We start from the raw sequence: 20,317 nt of genomic DNA on the forward strand, positions 1-20,317 counted from the left end.
CAGAAATATCAACCGGTGGCAATAAAGTTCACCTACAATTGCCACCGGATCGAAAGACACAACTTTTTAGGAAGTCATTATGACAGCTATCGATCGAGACCGGGCGCGCGCGGCCTTCAAAAGCTACACCGATGCCTACGACGCCACTAACCCACGCATCGCGCTCAAATTCGAGCATACGTACCACGTGGCCGAGGCATGCGATGCCGTAGCACGCGAGCAGGGCTGGTCGTCAGAAGATATTGACCTGGCATGGCTTTGCGGCCTGCTACACGATATGGGCCGCTTTGAGCAGTTGCGGCGCTGGGACACCTTTAAGGACGCCGAGAGCATGAGCCATGCAGCGCTGGGCATCGAGGTCCTCTTTGGCGAGAATCCCGCCGATGCACCCGCCGTAACGAGCATCCGCGACTTTATCGATGACCCGGCAGAAGATGAGCTCATCCGAGCGAGCATTGCCTATCACAGCGATTTTCGTCTACCCGCGCAGCTCGACGAGCGTACGCGGAGCTTCTGCGATATCGTGCGCGATGGTGACAAGATCGACATTATGCGCACCATCGCCGACAGCACCGTCGAGACCATCCTCAAGGTGGATGAGGACGCATTTCTCGCCAGCCACTTCTCGGCACCGGCGCTTACCGCCTTTGACGAGCACCGCTGCGTCGCACGCGATGAGCGCGATGAGCCCGCAGACTACCTGGTGGGACTCATCTGCTTTATGTTTGAGCTCGTCTATCCAGCGAGCCGCGCGCTGGCGCGCGAACAGGGCGATATCCACCGCCTGCTCGATGCGCCCTTTGGCATTACGCGGCCCTTTACCAACCCCGCCACGCAGGCAACCTGGAGCCGCCTAAAGGACGAGATGCGCGACTGGCTGACGCGCGCTTAGCGCTCAAGCTGAGCCAGCAGCTCCTCAACGATCTCAACGGCATCGCCGACGACCTTATACTGGGCAGCACCGAAGATGGGGGCATCCGGGTCCTCATTGATGGCGACAATGCACTCCGCCCCACCGATGCCGGCGAGATGCTGGATAGCGCCCGAGACACCGATGCTCACGAGGAGCTTGGGCGAGACCGATACACCCGTCTGGCCAATTTGGTGGCGATACTCCAACCAGCCTGCCTCCACAATGGGACGCGTGCAACCAAGCTCGGCACCCAGGGCATCGGCGAGCTTTCGCATCAGGGGCAGATTCTTCTTGGAGCCGATGCCGCGGCCCACCACGACCAGACGCTCGGCATCGGCAATTGAGGCCTGCTGTCCCCACTCCTCGGCGGGAATCGAGATCTCGACGCGGGCCTTAACGTCATCCGCAAGCACTACCTGGGTAATCGTGCCGGAGCGGCTATAGTCAAACTCGGGCGCCTTAAAGATGCCGGGGCGCACCGTTGCCATCTGAGGACGGTGGTTGGGGCAGATAATGGTGGCCATCAGGTTGCCGCCAAACGCCGGGCGTGTCTGCTGCAGCAGACCCGTCTCCGTATCCATAGAAAGCACCGTGCAATCGGCCGTAAGGCCCGTCTGCAAGCGCACGGCCACACCGGGCGCCAGCTCGCGACCAAAGGCGGTCGCGCCGTACAGGATGGCCTCGGGCTTGCGCTCGGCTACCAAATCGCAGATCAAGCGAGCGTAGACCTCCGCGTCGTTCTGACGCAGGCGCTCGTCGCGACAGGCCAGGACTTCGTCGGCGCCCGCGCAAACCAGGTGTTCGAGGTCCTCGAGCGAGCCCTCGGAACCTATGCCGATCAGCGCCACCAGGCGACAGCCGCGTGCATCGGCAAGCTCGCGCCCCTTGCCCATGAGCTCGAAGGCCACGGATGCCACGGCATCGTGCTTGTCAGTTTGCACGAAGACCCAAATGTCTCGATATGCGTCAAGGTCTACCGCGCCGGCGGCCTCGTCGCGCTCAATCGAGATGGCGTTGACGGGGCAGGCGTCGACGCACCCACCGCACAGGATACAGCCGTCGGTTACGCGGGCACAGCGATTGGGGCGCTCACCCTCCACCACAATGCCGCCCGAGGCGCAGGCGCGAACGCAGCGACCGCAGCCGATACAGGCTTCGCTATCGATAATCAGCCCGCTCATCTATGCCATCCCCTCAATAATCTTGGCAAGTTTTACCGCCTGCTCGGACGCCGTTCCCTCAACGGCCTCGCACGTTTGGTCACGGTCGGGCACAAACGAGCGCACGACCTGCGTCGGTGATCCGGCAAGGCCGCAACGCGAGGGATCGGCGTTTACGTCGGCAGCGCTGGCCACACGCACGTCTGCATCCTCGGCCGCGCGAATACCGGCAATACTCGGCATGCGCAGCTGGCCAATCTCCTTGGCGGTCGTCATCGCACACGGCATCTCCAGGTACACCGTCTCCTCGCCGGCATCGCAGCCGTGGACGAGCGCCAGCGAGCCACACGTCGTAAATCCCGCGCTCTGCACACAGCTCACGTAGGTCACGCAGGGGACCCCAAAGGCGCCGGCCAGCTCGGGGCCGATCTGGGCCGTATCGCCGTCCACTGCCATCTTGCCGCAGATGAGCAGGTCAAAGTCCTCATCGAGTGCCTCGATGCCGCATTTGAGGGCATAGGTGGTGGCTAGGGTATCGGCGCCCGCAAAGGCTCGGTCGGTCAGCAGCAGCGCGTCGTCGGCACCGCGGGCGATGCAGTCGCGCAGCAGCGACTCGGTCGCGGGGATGCCCATCGACACCACCGTTACGCGCACGTCCATGCCAAAGCCGATAAAGTCGTCTTTCAGCGCCAGCGCGCATTCCAAAGCGCTCGCATCAAAGGGATTAATGACCGCCTGCTTGCCATCGCGCACGATGGTATTGGTCTTGGAGTCCATCTTGACCTCGGTGCTGCCCGGCACGGCCTTGACGCACACCACCATATGGAAATCGCTCATCTTCACGCGCCCCCTTTCTGGACGAGCTCATCCAAGAGCTTCTCCGCAAACAGGTTGCCGCGACCCAGCTGCCCGTCGGGATCGAGCTGGAGCTTGAGCCGCGCCGACTCGACCATGGCCTCGTGACCGTACATCGTCTCCAAGAAGCCCGCCTTGATCTTGCCGACGCCGTGTTCTGCGGAGACGGCGCCGCCCATGGCCGTGACCTCGGAAGCCCACTGGGCAAAGAGTTCTCCGCCGCGGCGATAATCCTGCGCATCGCGCGGCAGGATGTTCACATGCAGATGGTTGTTACCGATGTGCCCCCAGGCGGCAGATTCAAGCCCACTTTCGGCCAACGTGCGGCGATAAAGGGCGATGACATCGGCCAGGCGCGCGTTGGGCACCGACATATCCGACCCCAGCTTGGTAATGGTGGGGTCGGTGCGGCGACGCTCGTCAATGAGCATGTTGACGCTCTCGGGCACCGCGTGGCGGAAGAACCGCTGGCACTCGCGATCGACTTCGTTGCGGGCGACCCATGTCGCATCGTCGCGGCCGCCCGCAAGCTCCAGCACCCATCCCAAGTGGTACAGCTCCTCGGTCGCCTGCGCCTCGTCATCGCAATCGAGCTCCACGTAGACACATACCTTGGCCTCTTTGTCGAGCGCCGGCAGCGAGGCAAACGCCGTCGACTGCTCGCGCTGGCGACGTAGAATATCCAGGGCGCCAGCATCGAAGTACTCGATGGCAGCCGCATGGGACAGGACAGGGCGCACGGAATCGGTAAAGGACACCGCCTTGTCCTCGCTATCGAAAAAGCAACTCACACCCCATACGACCGAAGGTGCCGCCTGCAGGGCGATCTCGAGCTCGGTGACAACGCCGAGCGTGCCGCACGCGCCGATAAAGAGGTCGATGGCGTCCATATCGTCCGCAACAAAATAACCCGAGGCATTTTTGGTCTTGGGCATGGTGTAGTCAGGAAGATCGAGCTCGAGTGTACGGCCCGCTGCCGTCACGAGCGACAGGTGGCGGCCCTGGGCAAAAGCCTCGCCGCGCTGAAGCTCAAGCAAATCGCCATCAGCCAGTGCGACGTGGAGTCCCGTGATATGCGGGCGCATGGGGCCGTAAGCGTAGCTGCGGGCGCCGGAGGCGTTGCATGCCGCCATGCCGCCCAGACAGGCAGATGCCTCGGTGGGATCGGTGGGAAAGAACTGCTCGGGGGACTCTTGGAACTCCTCGTAGGCCTCAAGCGATGCCTGGTCCCAACCAGCGGTCGGCAGTACCTTCTTGCTCAGCTGCTTACGCAGCTCCGAGAGCACAACGCCCGGCTCCACGCGCAGCAGAAATTTGCCTTGTTCATCGCGGCGAAGGCCCAAGTAGCGATTCATACGGGAAGTATTGAGGATATGCCCACCGTGGGGCACGGCACCGGCGGCAAGGCCGGTTCGGGCGCCCTGAACCGTTACCGGGACACGCTCGGCATGGAGCGTTTCCAAAATGGCACGGACCTCGTCTTCCGTTGTCGGAAACGAGATGCTCGATGCTTCGCCCGATGCGCGAGATTCATCGCGGCCATACTCCTCGAACTCGTCGGTGAAGGGTTTGATGGTTGCAGACACGCGAACTCCCCCTTTAGCTAACTACAGTGTTTGCAGGGAGATGTTACCGCATCGTTTCGTCGACGTGTTCGAGACCGTCTCCATAATTGGCGATTTTTACGTTTGTGCAATTCGGCGAACGGCAAGGCTTCCTCGGCAGACGATGCTTTTGACACATATCGCTCCGCCGTCGCCGACCGCTCGATTGTCGCTCGAAAAAAGTTGAAGTAATTTTTTTCACCTTTTACCTGCGGAGATGTCAATCCGTCAAGCATTTGGTCAGAAATTGGTCAAGTAGCGGCTGATACGGTCGGCATCGACAGCCAAAACCGATAGAAGTTTGGCCCCAGAAGCAGGGAGGTTCCCATGGCATATTACTGGCCCCAGTACGGCGTCGCCATCGAGGTCGACGACGATCCCTATCTCCTGCCTTTCGACGAAGAGGCGTTCCCCGATACGGCGGTCTACCACGTCACCACCGATGTTATCTGCGACCCCGAGTCGTTCTCGGCGCTCGCCCACCACATCGCGCGTATCCACGACATCGAGCTCCCTCGCGACTTCGACGAGCTCATCTACTCGCGCCGCCTGATGCTCCACATGCTCTTTGGAGCGGACCCGTCCACGTTCGCACGTGTCTATACCACCAAGGACGCCGCATGAGTGCGAAGAAGCCGCCCCGCCTCGCAGGACTGGGGCGTCGCAAGAAACTCGTCGTTGTCTGCCTGGCTATCGTCTGCGCCCTCATCGCCGTAGGGCTATACGTCTGGCAGTCGCAGCCCGTGCCCGAAGCGGGCGCCTCAGTCACGACGGCAGAGGGTAAATCGCGCCAAGAAATCCAAGATGAGCTCGATGCCATCGTCCGCGACAACATGATGACGATTTCGGTCGCGCCGGTCGCTCAGCTGCAGGAGAACGGCAAGCTGCGCGTCAACGTGCAAAACGTCCAAGACAATAAATTTCCCCAGCGATTCCGCGTCATCCAAAACGACGAGACCATGTACGAATCCGGTGTGGTCGAGACCGGCAAGACAATCGAGACGTGCCCCGCCGGCGACATCAAAGAAGGCGAGGCGTACATCGAGATCCAGGCACTCGATGCCAAGACCCTCGACTGCCACGGCAATCCGACACGCGTCAAGGTGCGGGTTGAGCAAACCGAGAACTAGCTTTTCCGGCCGACGCGGCACCGCACGCAATTCACCAGCATTCGTCCAATCATCGCGGGGACGGCCCGCGGCGAATAGAAAGGAACGACCATGGACATCACCAGGAACATGAGCGGAGCCAGAGCGCTCGTCGTGGGCGCAGGGCTCGCGCTCGCGCTCGCAATGGGCGCCGCCCCGACGCCAGCTCTGGCAGCCGGGCGCGTTGGAACCACGAAAGTAATGGTCAGGACCGAGATCGACAACGTTGAGTTCAAAGTTCCGACGGTTATTCCCTTCGTCGCCAAGGCCGACGGCACGCTTCAGGGCCCCTCAGAAGACGCGACCACCATCGACAATCATTCGGCCTACGGCATCCATGTCACCAACATGAAGATCGACGCCATGAACACCTGGACCATTGTTGCCGACGCCAAGGCCGGAACCGCACAGAACTCCATCGACTTTAAGGTCGGCCCCGACGGCGCACTCCAGAACGCCAGCGCCGCAATGCAGGAGACGGGCCTCGATCTTTCCAAGAACGCAGCCTTCGACATGGGCTACCAGGGCATGCCCGGCGGCACGGACAAAATTAAGCTCAAGACAAGCGGAAACGTCGCCCGCGTCACGCGCGACATCTTCCGCGTAACCGGCGAAGGCGATCAGGTTGCAACGATCACCTGGACGGTCGAGCCCGGTGCGCACACGGCATAAGGCCGTCGCCCTGGCCGCCGCCGTCAGCATCCTAGCGTTTGGGCCAGCCATGGCCTTTGCCCAGCAAGAACAGGCACAGGCCGCCACGCAAGTGACGGTCGATCTCTCGGAGCTCGACCGCGGCGACCGCGAGGAACCGTTGGCGCAGACAGGCGACAGACGATGGCTCTTGGCAGTAGGTGCCACAGCAGCAGGCGCGGGGACCGCCGGCCTCGGTCTGCACATCAAACACAGCCAGAAACAAAACACGGATAGGCCGCACTAAATTAGCTAAGGAGACCCCATGGCATCGAAGAACCTTTTGCCCGTCGTCGCACTCTGCGGCGCGCTCGCAACCGGAACGCCTGTCGCCGCTTGGGCGACTCCCGTCATGGCAGACTCCTTACCAGCAGCCCTAAGTTCCGCCCCAAATCCGTCGAGCGCCATTGCGTGCAAGCGTTTTTCGATCGCACAGGCCGCGATCTCAACCTCGGGATGCCTTCGTCGTAATACGGACGGCTCGATAGTCGTGGATATCAATCGTTCGAACAAGGCAAACGGCTCCCAGGCGGGGTGCGCCGTCTGCACGTGGCGCTCGGTTGTGCTCGATGCAGATGGCGATCCATGCAATTTAGAGCTGCGCATCGACATCGCTTCGGTCGATGACTCGGCGAACGGAACGAAGGTCGCCTTTGACGGCGCGTTTTTCGAGAAAGGAGGCGGTATATGTCTGGGCTGCGCCGCCGCGAATGCAGACGACACGCAGCCCACCCTCTCATTCACGGCATCGTTGCGGCTGGCCAAAGCCGGCACCGATGCCATCGCGGCGGGAGAAACGTCCCTGTTGTTCTACGCCGCCAGCACCAAAGATACAGACGCTCATTTCGAGAAGCCAGCCGGATCACTCAGCCTTACACGAGGGATAGAGGCAGGCCCTATTGAAATCGATGCCCACGCGCAAAGCAGGCAACGCATTCTTGCCGATCCGGCGCTTCTCGAAATGGAGTGGAACGGATCCGGAGCCATCGGAATTCTCCCCTCCGCGCTTGACGCCAAGACGCTCCCCTCAAACGACGAACCCATCAACGCAACCATACAAGAAGAGAGCGCGGACAAGGAAGCGGGTGCGGGCGACACGTCATCGCCGACAAACAGCATCCCAGCTTCTTTCGAAGCACCGAATGAGCCCGCTACCGATCAAAACGATCCCGAGCTCGCGGACAGTCTGGGGCTTGCTGATCCTCAAGAAATCGATGAAGGTAACTGCTGCGTGTTTGCCGCGCTCGACCACACGGAGGTCATCGACGCTGCAAGCATCGAAGTTGCCGCCGCCAATCAGCCCGTCCGCAAGTCGGCCATCATCGCATTTCCTAAATCCATCGAAGTCGTCTTTTTGCCATCGGGCGAGGTCGTGGCCCCAACACTGCTCACCTTGTTGGGCGCCAAGAATACTCGAAACGAAATTAAAAAGGTCACGGTTGTCGACCCTGCAACCACCGCTAAATTGCGCCTATACGCCGTTGCCCCAGACGGAGGCAAGACCTTGGAATTCGATGGCGACACACTCCTAGCCTGGCGACGTCTGGACATTATGCAAGACGTCTCGTATCAGATCGAACTCGAAGGGTTTGATCGTACCCGCGATGCCAATATCATCGCCGCGGCTATTGAATCCCCACAGCGGCTTATGACACTGCGCTTTGACTACTATCCCTATGTCCCGACAACCACCTGAGGCTTAAATACTGCGCGTCGTTGCTAATACCACTTATATAACGTATTAGATGAGTCGCGATGTGTCTCGCATTCCATTCTGCTACGATTGCCACGTTGGCATCAATACAGGAGGGCTCATGCCGGGCTTGGGAACAATCATCAACGTTGTCCTTTTAGTTGCGGGCGGTCTTTTGGGATTAGCGGGCGGTCGCTTTATCACACCGCGTATCCAAGACACGCTCATGAAAGCGTCGGGGCTGTGCGTCCTGTTTATCGGCCTGGGCGGCACCATGCAAAAGATGCTCATCATCGATGGAAAGGCGCTGGTGACCACCGGTACCACCATGCTCATCGTCTCATTTGCGCTCGGTTCGCTCATCGGCGAGGCCATCAACTTGGAGGCCGCCATTGAGAACCTTGGCGAATGGCTCAAGCGCAAAACCGGCAGCGAGGGCGATAACGAGTTCACCAACGCTTTTGTCTCGACTTCACTCACCGTGTGTATCGGCGCCATGGCCATTGTGGGATCGATTCAGGACGGCCTGCTCGGCGACTGGTCAACGCTTGCCCTCAAGGGCGCACTGGACTGCATCATCGTCTGCACCATGACGGCCTCACTTGGCCGCGGCTGCATCTTTTCCGCCCTGCCCGTCGCCGTGTTCCAGGGGACGATCACGCTGTTTGCCGGTGCACTCTCCCCCATCATGACCACGGTAGCCCTCGACAGCCTTTCGCTCGTAGGCTCCATGCTCATCTTCTGCGTCGGCGTCAACCTTATCCGTCCTCAGACCTTCCGCACTGCCAATATGATTCCCTCCGTCATCATCGCCGTCATCTACGCCCTCCTGTTCTAAATCTATCTACGTAGCGGTATCTCGAACATCTGTTTGATGCTGTGCTATGATATGAGGTCACCGTAGCTGCGTTCGAGAGGAGGAGCGGTGGCCGACCAGGACATCAAGATGCTCATCGAGCGCATTATGGCCGAGGCTCGGACCCATCAGTCCGCCCGCTTCTCAAACGAAATCTACGCAGACGAGCCGATTCTCAAGACCGGCCGACAGATGCAGAACTTCCTCCCCGACCAATACCGCAAGATGCGTGAGATATCGCGTTGGCAAGAAGACCCAAAGGGCGGCGCGGGCCGTTGGCTTTCGGAAGCCGAACTTTTCTACCGCCAAGGCCTGCTGATGTCCGACTTTGAGGACGACTGTCCCTACAACGGCACCTTTAAGTCGTACTTTCCCACCTACAACGCCATGAGCGACCGGCAGTTGCGCGGCTACTTTACCTGGCGTGCCCAAGTGCGCCGCGGGAATATCGAGGAGACATCGACCTCGTTTGCCTTCTTGTATCTCTACGAGCTGATCTGCGGCATTGGCGTAGATGACCCACTCGATGGTTTTAACAAGATCAAGGCTTTTTGGGATGTCTATCGCGCCTTCGAGCCCGGCATCGACCGGTTTGCGCGCGTGTGGCTGCAGGACTACGCCGTGTTCCACGGGCTCGACCCCAAGCTGCTTCGTGACTCTAAAACCGTCATGTTCGATAACGCCCTTATCGAGCTGCGGCGCGCGGCACGAGACCTTGTACCAGCACCGGCACCGTCGGACCAGGCGCCCAAGCGTCGCAAGGCCTCCGAGCCCACGCTCCCCCTTCCGCCCGACGAGGCGCGCGAGGAACGACTCATGGCCGCCATCAATGCCCTCTCCACGTACAACCTAAGTAACTCGCGGCTCGACCGCAGCCACCACCGCGATCTGCGCCACGTGGCGTGCGCCGCGTATGTCCGCATGGCGCGCTACTATGACACGCACCGAAAGACCGGCATCGTGGCGAGTTTATTTGGGGAGGAGACGGCCATGCCCTACACCATGTTTGCGTCGGCCGTATTCTTTGCGCCCGAGCGCCACGAGGACTGCGAATATCGCCTGGACCCCATTCACGTCTACCGGTGCCAAAACGGGTTTTGGGAATGCATGCGCATTCACGGCAGCAGACAAAAAAGTAGCAAGCTCGGTGAGATGATGCGCGCCTGCGACCAGCGCCTACGCCTGGCCCTGGACCCCGCCCATCCCCTTAAGGAAGAGAAGGTCCCCAGATATCTGGCCAAGATTATCGATGACGAGATCGTGGCATGGCTTTCGTGGGACGCCGCGCACCAGCCCGTCAAGATCGATATCGATTTGAGTCAGCTGGGGCACATTCGGAGCGCCGCCGCGCAAACGCGTGAAGCGCTTTTGATTGATGAGGAGCGCGAGGATGATGTGCCCACAGAGGTCGATACGGCGGAATCCGAGCAACCGGAAGCCAAGCCCGCGGCCGACGTGATGGCCGAGCCGATCGCGGCGCCCACGGAGCGCAACGAAGCCGACGAGCCAACCATTTCCACCGAACAGTTTGGCGTCGTGGCACCGCTCCTCGCGCCGACGCCAGCGGTCGTATCGACTGCACCCGCTGGCACCGCAACCGAACTCGTGCCCGCCGCAGCCGCCTATCTGCGCGCGCTGCTCGAGCAGAACACGGCACAGACGGCATCGGCAGTGGCACAGTCGGGCAAGAGCGAAGACATGCTCGTCGATAGCATCAACGAAGCGCTCTTTGACCTGGTGGGCGACACCGTTATTGAATTTGGCTCATCAGGACCGCACATTATCGAGGACTACGAAGCAGACGTGAGAGGATACTTAGACCATGAGTGATACCGCATCCGCAGCGCCCCGCGTACCCAAACGCGTCGCTGCCGTCATTCTCAACTCGCTCAAGGGCGGCGTGGTCCCGCGCATCGGCCTTCCCTACATCACCGTAGGGCGCGAGGTCGAGATCCGCGCCCTACTCACCGATCTGAGCCTCATCGCCGACGGCGGCGCGAGCTTCCGCTTTTTAGTCGGTCGTTACGGCGCCGGCAAGAGCTTTTTGCTCCAGACCATCCGCACGCACGCCATGGGTGAGGGATTCGTCGTCGCCGATGCCGACCTATCCCCCGAGCGCCGCCTGCAGGGCGGCCAGGGACAGGGCCTTGCCACCTACCGTGAGCTCGTCCGCAACATATCGACTAAAACGCGCCCCGAGGGCGGTGCGCTCAACCTTATCCTGGATCGCTGGGTCGCCTCGTGCGCCGATGGCGATGAGTCTGCCGTCAATGCCCAACTGGCCCCGCTCGAGGAAATGGTCCACGGCTTCGACTTCACCCGTATGCTACGCCGCTACCGCGCGGCCGCATCCGAGGGCGACGAAGAGGCCATGAGCCGCGTGACCAAATGGATTCGTGGCGAGTACCGCACCAAGAGTGAGGCACGAGCCGAGCTGGGCTCCTCGACCATCATCAGCGATGACGACTGGTACGACTACGTTAAGCTCATCGCGCGCTTTTTGGTCTGCAGCGGCTACAAGGGCATGCTGGTGCTCATCGACGAACTCGTGAATCTGTACAAGATTCCCAACGCGATCACGCGCCAATACAACTACGAGAAGATCCTGACCATGTACAACGACACACTCCAGGGCAAAGCGCAGTACCTGGGCATGATCATGGGCGGCACGCCAACCTCCATCGAAGACCGCCGCCGCGGCGTGTTCTCTTACGAAGCCCTGCGCAGCCGACTCGCTCAGGGCCGCTTTGCGCGCGAGGACCTTAAGGACATGCTCGCGCCCATCATCCGCCTGCAGCCACTCACCTATGAGGAGCTGCTGGTGCTCATCGAAAAACTCATGCAGATCCATGCCGGCTACTTTGGCTGGACGCCCACGCTTACCGAAAACGACTTGGTGGACTTCCTCAAGATTGAGTTTGGCCGCGTGGGGGCCGACACGCATCTGACGCCGCGCGAGGTCATTCGCGACTTTATCGAGTTGCTCGACATCCTGTGTCAGAACCCCGCCGCCAACGTAGCCGAGTTGCTGCAAAGCGTTGGCGGCGACGCGCTGGTGCCGGCAGCCGCAACAGGCGACACCGGCACCGCAGGCGGCGACCGCAACTTCGCCGAATTCACCATCTAACCTGCCAAAAAGGGACAGGTTTATTTTGGCAGGTTTTATCTGGGCAAACGTTGAGGCAGCAATGCAGCAAACCGTTGTCCGCCGCGTTGAGAGGTTCTGTTTTGAGAGGAGGCCCCGTGAACGCCTTTGACCGATATGCTCCGTTTATCCAAGACTTCATCTACTCCCACGATTGGGAGAGTCTGCGCTCTATCCAGGTTGCAGCGGCAGACGCCATCTTTAACACGCAAGACAATGTGCTCCTGACGGCATCCACGGCTTCCGGCAAAACCGAGGCAGCCTTCTTTCCCATCCTGACCGAGTTTTGGGAGAACCCGCCCGCGAGCGTGGGCGCCCTCTACATCGGCCCTCTCAAAGCGCTCATCAACGATCAGTTCGTCCGTCTCAACGACCTCTGCGAAGAGGCCGATATCCCTGTCTGGCACTGGCATGGCGATGTCTCGCAGTCGCACAAGGCTAAGCTCATCAAAAAACCAAGCGGCATCTTGCAGATTACGCCCGAGTCACTCGAGGCGCTCTTAATCCATAAGCACATGACGATCCCGCGCATGTTTTGCGACCTGCGCTACGTCGTCATCGACGAGGTCCACTCGCTCATGCGTGGCGACCGTGGCGGGCAGACGCTCTGCCTTATCGAGCGCCTCTCGCGCATGGCCGGCGTGCAGCCCCGACGCATTGGCCTTTCGGCTACCATCGGCGACCCCGAGCGCACGGGTGCCTTTCTCTCGCAGGGAACGGGACGCAACTGCGTTATCCCCCGTTTTGAGGAGCCGCGTCGCGTGTGGCGCATCTCCATGGAGCACTTCTACAACTCGGGCCCCCAGGCGCAGCAGCGAGGATTCACGAGCACGGGTCCGCAGGAAGCTGAGGTGCTCACATGCGAGCGCATTGAGACGGCGACGTCCGCGGCGCTGCCGGCCGGCGCCCAAGACGTGCGCCACAGTGGACAGCTTACACAGGAGGAGCACCGTCAGCGTCGCGAACAAGCACAGGGCAAGGCTACCTCCAGGGATCACCGCCGCACTTCCTCGGCCCCCGAGGGCGAAGTCGATATCCCGCGGGCGACCGAACAGGCACTGCTCAACCCCACCGACTCCGCGCCCGAAAACGCCGACCCCGGCATGGGCTACATCTTTGAACATACGCGCGGCCGCAAGTGCCTGGTCTTTGCCAACTCGCGCGAGGAGGCAGAGGCCGTATGCTCCATGCTTCGCAGCTACTGCGAGAGCCGACATGAGCCCGACCGCTTTCTCATCCACCACGGCAATCTTTCGGCATCGCTACGCGAGACCGCCGAGGAGCTGATGCGTGACGAGGAGCAGGCACAGACAACCGTCACCACCTCCACACTGGAGCTCGGTATTGATATCGGTCGCCTGGAGCGCGCGTTCCAGATCGATGCACCGTTTACCGTCAGCTCCTTTTTGCAGCGCATGGGGCGCACAGGCCGTCGCGATCTTCCACCCGAGATGTGGTTCGTCATGCGCGAGGAAGAGCCCGAGCCGCGCACGATGATGCCCGAGACCATTCCTTGGAAGCTCCTGCAGGGCATCGCGCTCGTACAGCTCTATCGCGAGGAAAAGTGGGTCGAGCCACCCGAGCTCGATCGACTTCCCTACAGTTTGCTCTATCACCAGACCATGTCGACGCTCGCCAGCACCGGCGAGCTCACACCGGCCGAGCTTGCTCAGCGCGTGCTCACGCTCAGCTATTTCCACCGCGTCTCGGCAGACGATTACCGTGTGCTGCTACGTCACCTCATTAAGATCGACCATATCCAGGTCACCGAGGGCGGTGGGCTCATCGTGGGCCTCGCGGGCGAGCGCATCATCAACAACTTTAAGTTCTACGCTGTGTTCCAGGAAAACGAAGAGTTTACCGTTCGCAGCGAATCGGCCGAGCTGGGCACGATCGTCAATCCCCCACCGCCCGGTGAGCGCATCGCTATCGCCGGACACTGCTGGATTGTCGAGGAAGTGGACTGGAAGCGTCATACCGTCTTTGCCACGCAGGTCAAGGGCCGTGTGCCGGCCTACTTTGGCGACTGCCCCGGCGACATCAATACACACGTACTCGAGCGCATGCGCAAGGCGCTCAACGAGCACGCGGCATATCCGTACCTCATGGGCAACGCACGGGCACGCCTTGCACAGGCTCGTCATACCGCCGAGATTTCGGGGGCGGGAACTAAACCGCTCATTAACCTGGGCGGCGACACCTGGGTGCTCTTCCCCTGGTTGGGAAGCTACGCCTTTTTGGCGCTCGAGCGCATGCTCAAGATTAAATGTGCCGCGGAGCTGGGCCTTCGCGGACTCGACCCTTCACGACCGTACTTTATGCAGTTTAAGATGAAGGCCGACGAGAAGACGTTCTTTGAGGTGCTCGCAGCCGAGGTCGAAAAGGACTTCGACCCCATCGAGCTCGTCTATCCCGGCGAGGTGCCTTATTTTGATCGCTACGACGAGTACGTTCCCGAAGAGCTCGTACGCAAGGGCTTTGCCGAAGGCGTGCTCGACATCGATGGTATGAAGCAGCGCGTCCTCAGCTGGCGCGACCACACATAAGACGGGACTGACTATTCCCAATAGGCTAGTCGAGGAGAGCAGTGCCGAGGAAGTCGGTGTCGAAGGGCACGGCTTCGGCAAAGGCGTAGTCGCCGTCGCTGGCGATGAGCAGGTAGTTTTCCTCGCCGCCGAACTTCGCATCGCCACATGGGACCACCCAGGCGTGGACGAATACCTCGAGTGCCGTGGCAGCGCAGTCGCGAAGGAACGCCACATCGCTCCCCTCGTTTGCGCTCACGATATTGGCCACGTAGATACCCCCGGGGTTCAGGCTGCCCCGCACCAGGCGCAGCGCCTCAACGGTCGCCAGCTCGCGAACGGGCTCGGCACCGCCAAAGCAATCGCTCACGACCACGTCGTAGCGACGATGGCCCACGCTCGTCACACCCAGATACGAGCGAGCCTCAGCGGTAATCACTCGCAGGCGATCGCCCACCGTGCGCTCCAACTCGTCCAGGTAGAACCAGCGGCGCGCCAGGCGCGTAATCTCTCCGTCATACTCGACGACGTCCATGCGCAAGCCCTCGTGCGACATCAGCGCGAACTTGGGATAGGCAAACCCGCCGCCACCCAGCATAAGCATGCGGTCGATACCATGACCATACGCGTCGCGCATTGCGCCCTCGGCCTCAAACACATCGTCAAATGCACGATAGTACGCAAAGACCGGCTCCGCCCAACGATCGCCAACATAGCTCGCGCTTTGGTAGACGCCGCCCTGTACGAGCACGCGGACCTCGTCACCGCTCTCGTCGTGCACACGCTTCACACGCGCCAACCCGTTGCGAGTACGTGCGACCTGCAAACAGGCAGCGCGAACAGCGACGACGGCCGCACCAAGCGCCGCAGCTCCCAGGGCAACGCCGGCAACAACACCAGCGGAAACACTCGGCTTGTTCATCTAGAGCTCCTTTTGCAGATAGAGTCCATGGTCGTAAAAATCCAAATGACGATAGTACTCACGCGTGCCGATCGCGCTGATCACGTTGATGCGCGCATAGCCCGCGTCCCGCGCCATCTGGCACGCACGCTCCACCAGCGACCGCCCCAGTCCATGATGCTGAGCCGCCTGGCCTTGATCTCCCATGCGCGCCGCCATGCCGTACACGTGCACCTCGCGAATCATCGCCTCGTCCGGCGTCGTCGGCAACTCGTCCGCATGCGCGGCAACAAACGCGCGATCGGGCAGCGACAGGCGCAAAAAACCCGCGATTTTGCCCTGCGGCGTCACCCACTGCAAAAAGCGCTCGTGCGTCACCGGCGTCTCGTACGCCACGCCCTCGTCAAGGGTCAACTCGCCCAGGTCGGCGCCCGCCGTGCTAATCTCGCGATAGCGAATCTCACGCACCGTCGCACCGTCACCCCGAGCAGCCAGGCGGTTCTCAACGAGCTGACGCAGGTTGGGCTTCTTGTTGCCCACCATGATGTCGTCGGAGCTAAAGTCGCGGATCATGCGACTGATGCGGCAGAACGCCGGCGTCACCACGATGTCGTCGGCCAATACATCGAGCAGCTCTTCCTCGGTATAGGGGCGCCACTCGCCACGCTCGTAACAACCCACCAGGCGCGAACCCTCGATAAGCGCACACGGGTAGACCTTGACCTCGTCGGGCATAAAGGCCCCTTCGGCCATAAAGCGCTCGTAGTCGCGCTTGTCCCCCTCGGGCGTGGCGCCCAGCAAGTTGAGCATAAAATGCGCGTGGATTTTAAAGCCAAACAGGCGCGCGAGCGAAAACGCCCGCTCGATCTGCGCCAACGAAATGCGACGTTCGTTGATATCGAGCAAATGCTGGTCGAGGCTCTGGATACCCATCTGAATCTTGGTGCAGCCCAGGCGGCGGATAAGCGTAAGCGCCTGCGGCGTTACGGCATCGGGGCGTGTCTCGATAACGAGCCCCACCACGCGATGCTTCGCCGTCTCGTTGATGCGCTGCTGCCGCTCAAGCTCTTTCATCGTCGCCGTCTGCCACTCGGCGACCTCGCCCCACGGCGTGCCGGGGCCGTACAGACAACGCACCGCGCGGTTATAGCCGCCCACGGCAGCATCCACACGCCCCTGCTCGTCGGCAACGCCGGCAGCGAGCTTGGCCTCGTCTGTCGCAATGCCGGCAGCCCGATAGCGCTCGCGGCGCTCTGTTACCACCGGCGGCAGGGCATCGGCGGGAGCATCATCGAGCAGGCGCCCTGCCTCGGCACGGCTGATGCCCGGACGCGCCAACATGGGGTTTGCCGCCACGCCGGCGACGGCATCGTCATTGAGCGCACGGAAGAGCTCCGACATAAACCATGCCTGATACCCTTGCGGATAGTCGCTCCAGGTACCACCGAGCACGATGAGCTCTATCTTGTCGGTCGCATGCCCCATCTGCGAAAGCGCGGTCAGACGAGCGCTCACCTGCAGATACGGATCGAAGCAGTTTTGCTCCGCACGGGCACACGCCGGCTCAGCGTGCAGATAGCTCTTGGGCATGCGCAGATCGTTGGGACAAAATAGGCAATCGCCCGAGCATGGCCAGGGCTTGGTGATAACGGTAATGGTCGCCACGCCCGAAGCCGTGCGGCGCGGCTTCATGCGCAGCACCTGCAGCAGTTGGCGTTCCAGATCGGCATCGACATTCCACGCAGCCCACCGAGCCGGCTCCTCACGTTTAACCCGCTGGTAGAACGGCAGCAGACGGCGCTTGGCCAAATCGCGTTTGTCGGCACCCTCACGGCGCGCCTCGGCATGTATCAGTTTGACGAGCGCCTTGTCGTCCACGGTCTCACCGCGACGCAGAGCCTCGAGTATGTTCAAGATAATCTGTTCCATGTCCCCATTGTAAAGGCAAAGGCGCCGAAGCCGACCACGGCCCCGGCGCCTCCATCAAAGAGTATGCCTATATGTACCGATCTCCGAAAACCGCATGTCACTCCGGATCAAACGACATGTCGCCCAAACCGACCTTAAAACGATACGCGGCAGACTTATCGCCGTTATCGAATTCAAGATTCAAAATGGTCTCGCCATCGTAGCCAAGCGGAAGGAAATCGCTCTCAAAATCGCCGCTGCCCACGGTAAGGCTCGCCTTAAAGCCCGTAGAATTCGGAACCGTCATCTCCACATCGCCCGAGTCCACGCTCACGTCCATCGACTTCGCGGGGGGCCTGGTAGAGCTCGAACGTCGCATCGCCCAAACCGACCTCGGCATTCAGAGTGTCGGTCACGGCGCCCGTAAACGCGACGTCTCCCGAGTCCAACGTCAAATCAAAGTCGTGGCACGCAATGTCCGCGACCGTCAGGTCTCCCAACCCCACGTTTGCCGTAATGCCCGTCATGTTATCGGCAAGCTCACGCGGCAGTTCAATGGTGACCTTACGGTCATGGGCACGCTCGTCATCGCAGTCGAACTGGCTAATCTTGAGTGTAGAGCCCTCGATCTTGGCTAGATTCTGAGTGGCGGCATCGGAAGCAGATGCCCCCTTTGCAACGTGCCCGCTTTCGATGACACGTACCGGTCCGTCAGAGACACGTTTAACCTCGACCGTCCCCGACGTCACATCCAAGTCAAGCGATGTGAACGCGTCGGCATCAAACGTTTCGCTCGAAAGTTGTTGAGGCCGAGCGGAATAGTTACCGCTATCCAAGAGATCATCGTCGTCAAACATATCGTCAAAATCAGACAAATTGCCAGATAGAATACCGGTCGTACGCACCATATCGGAATGAGCAAATAGCCGCGAAATGCCCAAGACAAGCCCGATAATGAGCACAAACGCCCCGATGCCAACGCCCAGGCGCACCTTAGACTCACGCGAGAGCTTCATCATTCATCACCCTCTTTGACGCTCGGCTCAGCGGCGATCGCGGTAGCCACATCAGTATCAACCGCAGCGGAAACATCCTGAGCCTTAGCCGCCTCCGGCGCCGGACCAACCTGAATATCCCCGCGCGCCCAATCGCCATCGAGCGCACGCGCCACCCAGTGATAGATGGGGATCGTAAAGAAGATTAGCGCGGCAAAGGGGCCGGCACCAAACAGGAGCATTAGCAAAAAGAACAGCAGCCAGCACATAGCCCAATACGGGAACGACTGGAACGGGCCCTTCACCGGAGTCACGCTGGTCGCACCGGCACCCGTCACCTGAGCCGTCGCCGCATTAGCTGCCTGCGCGCTCCAGCTTGCCGCTTGCGCCGCCTTGGCGGCGGCATCACTCGCCTGCGTTGCCGCCTCGGTAGCACGTGCCGCCGCCTCATGGGTACGGGCGCGCTCCGCTGCCTCGGCCTCGCGCTGACGGGCGCGGTCCTCGTTCTCAAACTCGATATCGTCCTCGATCTCATCGCTCGGATTGAGGAGCTCGTCCAAACTCACGCCATAGAGTTTTGCGGGCGAGATCAGGTTCTCGGTATCGGGCGAGCTCTCCGCGCGCTCCCATTTACTGACCGCTTGGCGTGACAGTCCCAGCTTTCGCGCCAATCCTTCTTGGCTAAAGCCCTTGCTGCGGCGAAGGTCGGCGAGCCGCTGAGCAGTTTCTACATTCATGGTTCCTCCTATGCGATGCCAGCCGTGCCGCCGGACCGTTTTTGTTCTTAAGGCGCCTTGCACAGTTAAAAATCTATCCGCCACCGCCAAAATCATGCTACCTATTCTAGTGAGATTTTTGACAACCGGCGGTTGCGGGCACATATGAGCTGCGGAAATGTGTCCAAACAAAGCAATGACCCGCAGCTCGGTTGTCCCCGTTGCGGCGTTAACGGTAGTATGGTCGTACTGTTTATTCCGCACCGCCATCGGGGGGAGTTCCGCGCCGTGAACCGCGATTTCGCATCATCGCTCATCCAGCTCAACAATACGTTCTATCGCGAGCACTCCGCTTCCTTTTCCGATACGCGCCAAGCCCCGTGGCCCGGCTGGGTGCGCACCATGGACATCGCGCTTGAGCAGCTCGATGTGGCCACGATCGAGCATCCCGTCCGCGTCTTCGACCTTGCCTGCGGCAATATGCGATTCGAGAACTTTGCCGCCGGCGGGGCACTTGCCGCCAAGGGCGTCGACGGCGCAAACCCCTCGGCAGATGCCAGCTGCCCGTTTGAGTTCTATGGTGTCGACTCGTGCCAAGATCTGGCAATAGACGCCCACGGCCACGCCCTGCGCATTCCCAACCTGCACTTCCAGGAACTCGACGTGCTCGACGCCCTCATGAAGCTCAATCCCGCCGAGACGCCCGACGTGCTTTTCGACGCCCCGCTCGCCGATATCTCGGTCTGCTTTGGCTTTATGCACCACGTGCCGTCGTGCGAGTACCGCGTACGCGTGCTCGACACCCTGGTGCGCCAGACGCGCCCGGGCGGCATCATCGCCATCAGCTTTTGGGAGTTTATGAATGACGAGCGCATGGCGCGCAAGGCCGTTCGCGCCGAAGCCCGCGCCGAGCTTACCCCGCCGTTTGAAGGTTACGATTCCGCGCAGTTTGAAGCCGGCGACCACCTCATTGGCTGGCAAAACGACCGCCACGCCTACCGCTATTGCCATCACTTTGACGATCAGCAGATCACCGACCTGGTGCGCGGCGTCCGTACGTTCTACAAGAGCGGCGAGGTCCCCGTGCGCGAGCTTGAGCGCTTCCATGCCGACGGCCGTAGCGGCGAGCTCAACCGCTATGTAATCCTCAAGCGCCTGTAGGCATCGACGACTCGCCGCCGGGCCGCACCGCATCTTTCGGGCAAACT

19 protein-coding genes are annotated in these 20,317 nt (G+C 61.0%); 10 read left to right on the plus strand and 9 right to left on the minus strand.

Features of this window, described 5'->3' with window-relative positions; translation table 11 throughout:
• Nucleotides 1-79 precede the first annotated feature (79 nt).
• Nucleotides 80-892, plus strand: a complete 813-nt coding sequence (locus DW151_RS00160) for an HD domain-containing protein (RefSeq protein WP_117842910.1) — start codon at nt 80-82, stop codon at nt 890-892.
• On the opposite strand, the gene DW151_RS00165 is transcribed toward DW151_RS00160, so the two are convergent.
• The 3 genes from DW151_RS00165 to DW151_RS00175 are packed head-to-tail and all read right to left on the minus strand — an operon-like array spanning nt 889 to nt 4,514.
• Nucleotides 889-2,094, minus strand: a complete 1,206-nt coding sequence (locus tag DW151_RS00165) for an electron transfer flavoprotein subunit alpha (RefSeq protein ID WP_118333898.1) — start codon at nt 2,092-2,094, stop codon at nt 889-891. The two genes, DW151_RS00160 and DW151_RS00165, sit on opposite strands and share 4 nt — an antisense overlap.
• Nucleotides 2,095-2,910, minus strand: coding sequence for an electron transfer flavoprotein subunit beta/FixA family protein (locus DW151_RS00170; protein ID WP_118333899.1), 816 nt, complete (start codon nt 2,908-2,910; stop codon nt 2,095-2,097).
• A 2-nt stretch (nt 2,911-2,912) separates the two neighbouring features.
• A complete protein-coding gene (locus tag DW151_RS00175; RefSeq protein WP_233543259.1) occupies nt 2,913-4,514 on the minus strand; it encodes an FAD-binding oxidoreductase in 1,602 nt (533 codons plus the stop codon).
• A gap of 345 nt (nt 4,515-4,859) precedes the next feature.
• On the opposite strand from DW151_RS00175, the gene DW151_RS00185 reads away from it, so the two are divergent.
• The 3 genes from DW151_RS00185 (at nt 4,860) to DW151_RS00195 (ending at nt 6,352) form a co-directional block, all read left to right on the plus strand.
• The gene (locus DW151_RS00185; protein ID WP_117786356.1) at nt 4,860-5,156 is read left to right on the plus strand and encodes a hypothetical protein; all 297 of its coding nucleotides are present in this window, start codon (nt 4,860-4,862) and stop codon (nt 5,154-5,156) included.
• Nucleotides 5,153-5,662: a hypothetical protein gene (locus tag DW151_RS00190; RefSeq protein WP_118333901.1), complete on the plus strand. Its 510-nt coding sequence runs from the start codon at nt 5,153-5,155 to the stop codon at nt 5,660-5,662. Before DW151_RS00185 ends, DW151_RS00190 begins: the two co-directional genes overlap by 4 nt.
• Before the next feature lie 90 nt (nt 5,663-5,752).
• Nucleotides 5,753-6,352 carry a hypothetical protein gene (locus DW151_RS00195; protein ID WP_118333902.1) on the plus strand — a complete coding sequence of 200 codons (600 nt, stop codon included), beginning with the start codon at nt 5,753-5,755 and terminating at the stop codon, nt 6,350-6,352.
• 31 nt (nt 6,353-6,383) lie between these two features.
• Here DW151_RS00195 and DW151_RS10460 read toward each other — a convergent pair whose 3' ends face one another.
• Complete coding sequence (locus tag DW151_RS10460; protein WP_147351738.1) at nt 6,384-6,575, minus strand: hypothetical protein; 192 nt, start codon at nt 6,573-6,575, stop codon at nt 6,384-6,386.
• A gap of 60 nt (nt 6,576-6,635) precedes the next feature.
• Between DW151_RS10460 and DW151_RS00205 the strand changes: the two genes are divergently transcribed.
• From DW151_RS00205 to DW151_RS00225, 5 genes are all read left to right on the plus strand, one after another.
• On the plus strand, nt 6,636-8,066 hold the full coding sequence (locus DW151_RS00205; RefSeq protein WP_118333905.1) for a hypothetical protein: 1,431 nt from the start codon (nt 6,636-6,638) through the stop codon (nt 8,064-8,066).
• Nucleotides 8,067-8,184: 118 nt separating this feature from the next.
• Nucleotides 8,185-8,901, plus strand: coding sequence for a DUF554 domain-containing protein (locus tag DW151_RS00210; protein ID WP_199579861.1), 717 nt, complete (start codon nt 8,185-8,187; stop codon nt 8,899-8,901).
• 87 nt (nt 8,902-8,988) lie between these two features.
• A complete protein-coding gene (locus DW151_RS00215; protein ID WP_233543260.1) occupies nt 8,989-10,749 on the plus strand; it encodes a TerB N-terminal domain-containing protein in 1,761 nt (586 codons plus the stop codon).
• Nucleotides 10,742-12,046: an ATP-binding protein gene (locus tag DW151_RS00220; RefSeq protein ID WP_118333907.1), complete on the plus strand. Its 1,305-nt coding sequence runs from the start codon at nt 10,742-10,744 to the stop codon at nt 12,044-12,046. The genes DW151_RS00215 and DW151_RS00220 overlap by 8 nt, the downstream gene beginning before the upstream one ends.
• A 116-nt stretch (nt 12,047-12,162) precedes the next feature.
• A complete protein-coding gene (locus tag DW151_RS00225; RefSeq protein WP_118333908.1) occupies nt 12,163-14,610 on the plus strand; it encodes a DEAD/DEAH box helicase in 2,448 nt (815 codons plus the stop codon).
• A gap of 25 nt (nt 14,611-14,635) precedes the next feature.
• Here DW151_RS00225 and DW151_RS00230 read toward each other — a convergent pair whose 3' ends face one another.
• From DW151_RS00230 to DW151_RS00245, 5 genes are all read right to left on the minus strand, one after another.
• Nucleotides 14,636-15,511 carry a spermidine synthase gene (locus DW151_RS00230; protein WP_118333910.1) on the minus strand — a complete coding sequence of 292 codons (876 nt, stop codon included), beginning with the start codon at nt 15,509-15,511 and terminating at the stop codon, nt 14,636-14,638.
• Nucleotides 15,512-17,419, minus strand: coding sequence for an elongator complex protein 3 (locus tag DW151_RS00235; protein ID WP_118333911.1), 1,908 nt, complete (start codon nt 17,417-17,419; stop codon nt 15,512-15,514).
• A 97-nt stretch (nt 17,420-17,516) separates the two neighbouring features.
• Nucleotides 17,517-17,705: a hypothetical protein gene (locus DW151_RS10465; RefSeq protein WP_147351739.1), complete on the minus strand. Its 189-nt coding sequence runs from the start codon at nt 17,703-17,705 to the stop codon at nt 17,517-17,519.
• Nucleotides 17,677-18,417 carry a DUF4097 family beta strand repeat-containing protein gene (locus DW151_RS00240; RefSeq protein ID WP_118333913.1) on the minus strand — a complete coding sequence of 247 codons (741 nt, stop codon included), beginning with the start codon at nt 18,415-18,417 and terminating at the stop codon, nt 17,677-17,679. The genes DW151_RS10465 and DW151_RS00240 overlap by 29 nt, the downstream gene beginning before the upstream one ends.
• Complete coding sequence (locus DW151_RS00245; protein ID WP_118333915.1) at nt 18,414-19,130, minus strand: helix-turn-helix domain-containing protein; 717 nt, start codon at nt 19,128-19,130, stop codon at nt 18,414-18,416. The genes DW151_RS00240 and DW151_RS00245 overlap by 4 nt, the downstream gene beginning before the upstream one ends.
• A gap of 267 nt (nt 19,131-19,397) precedes the next feature.
• On the opposite strand from DW151_RS00245, the gene DW151_RS00250 reads away from it, so the two are divergent.
• Complete coding sequence (locus tag DW151_RS00250) at nt 19,398-20,270, plus strand: hypothetical protein (RefSeq protein ID WP_117778893.1); 873 nt, start codon at nt 19,398-19,400, stop codon at nt 20,268-20,270.
• Nucleotides 20,271-20,317 lie beyond the last annotated feature (47 nt).

Source organism: Collinsella sp. AM13-34, from assembly GCF_003473055.1.
GTDB lineage: Bacteria > Actinomycetota > Coriobacteriia > Coriobacteriales > Coriobacteriaceae > Collinsella.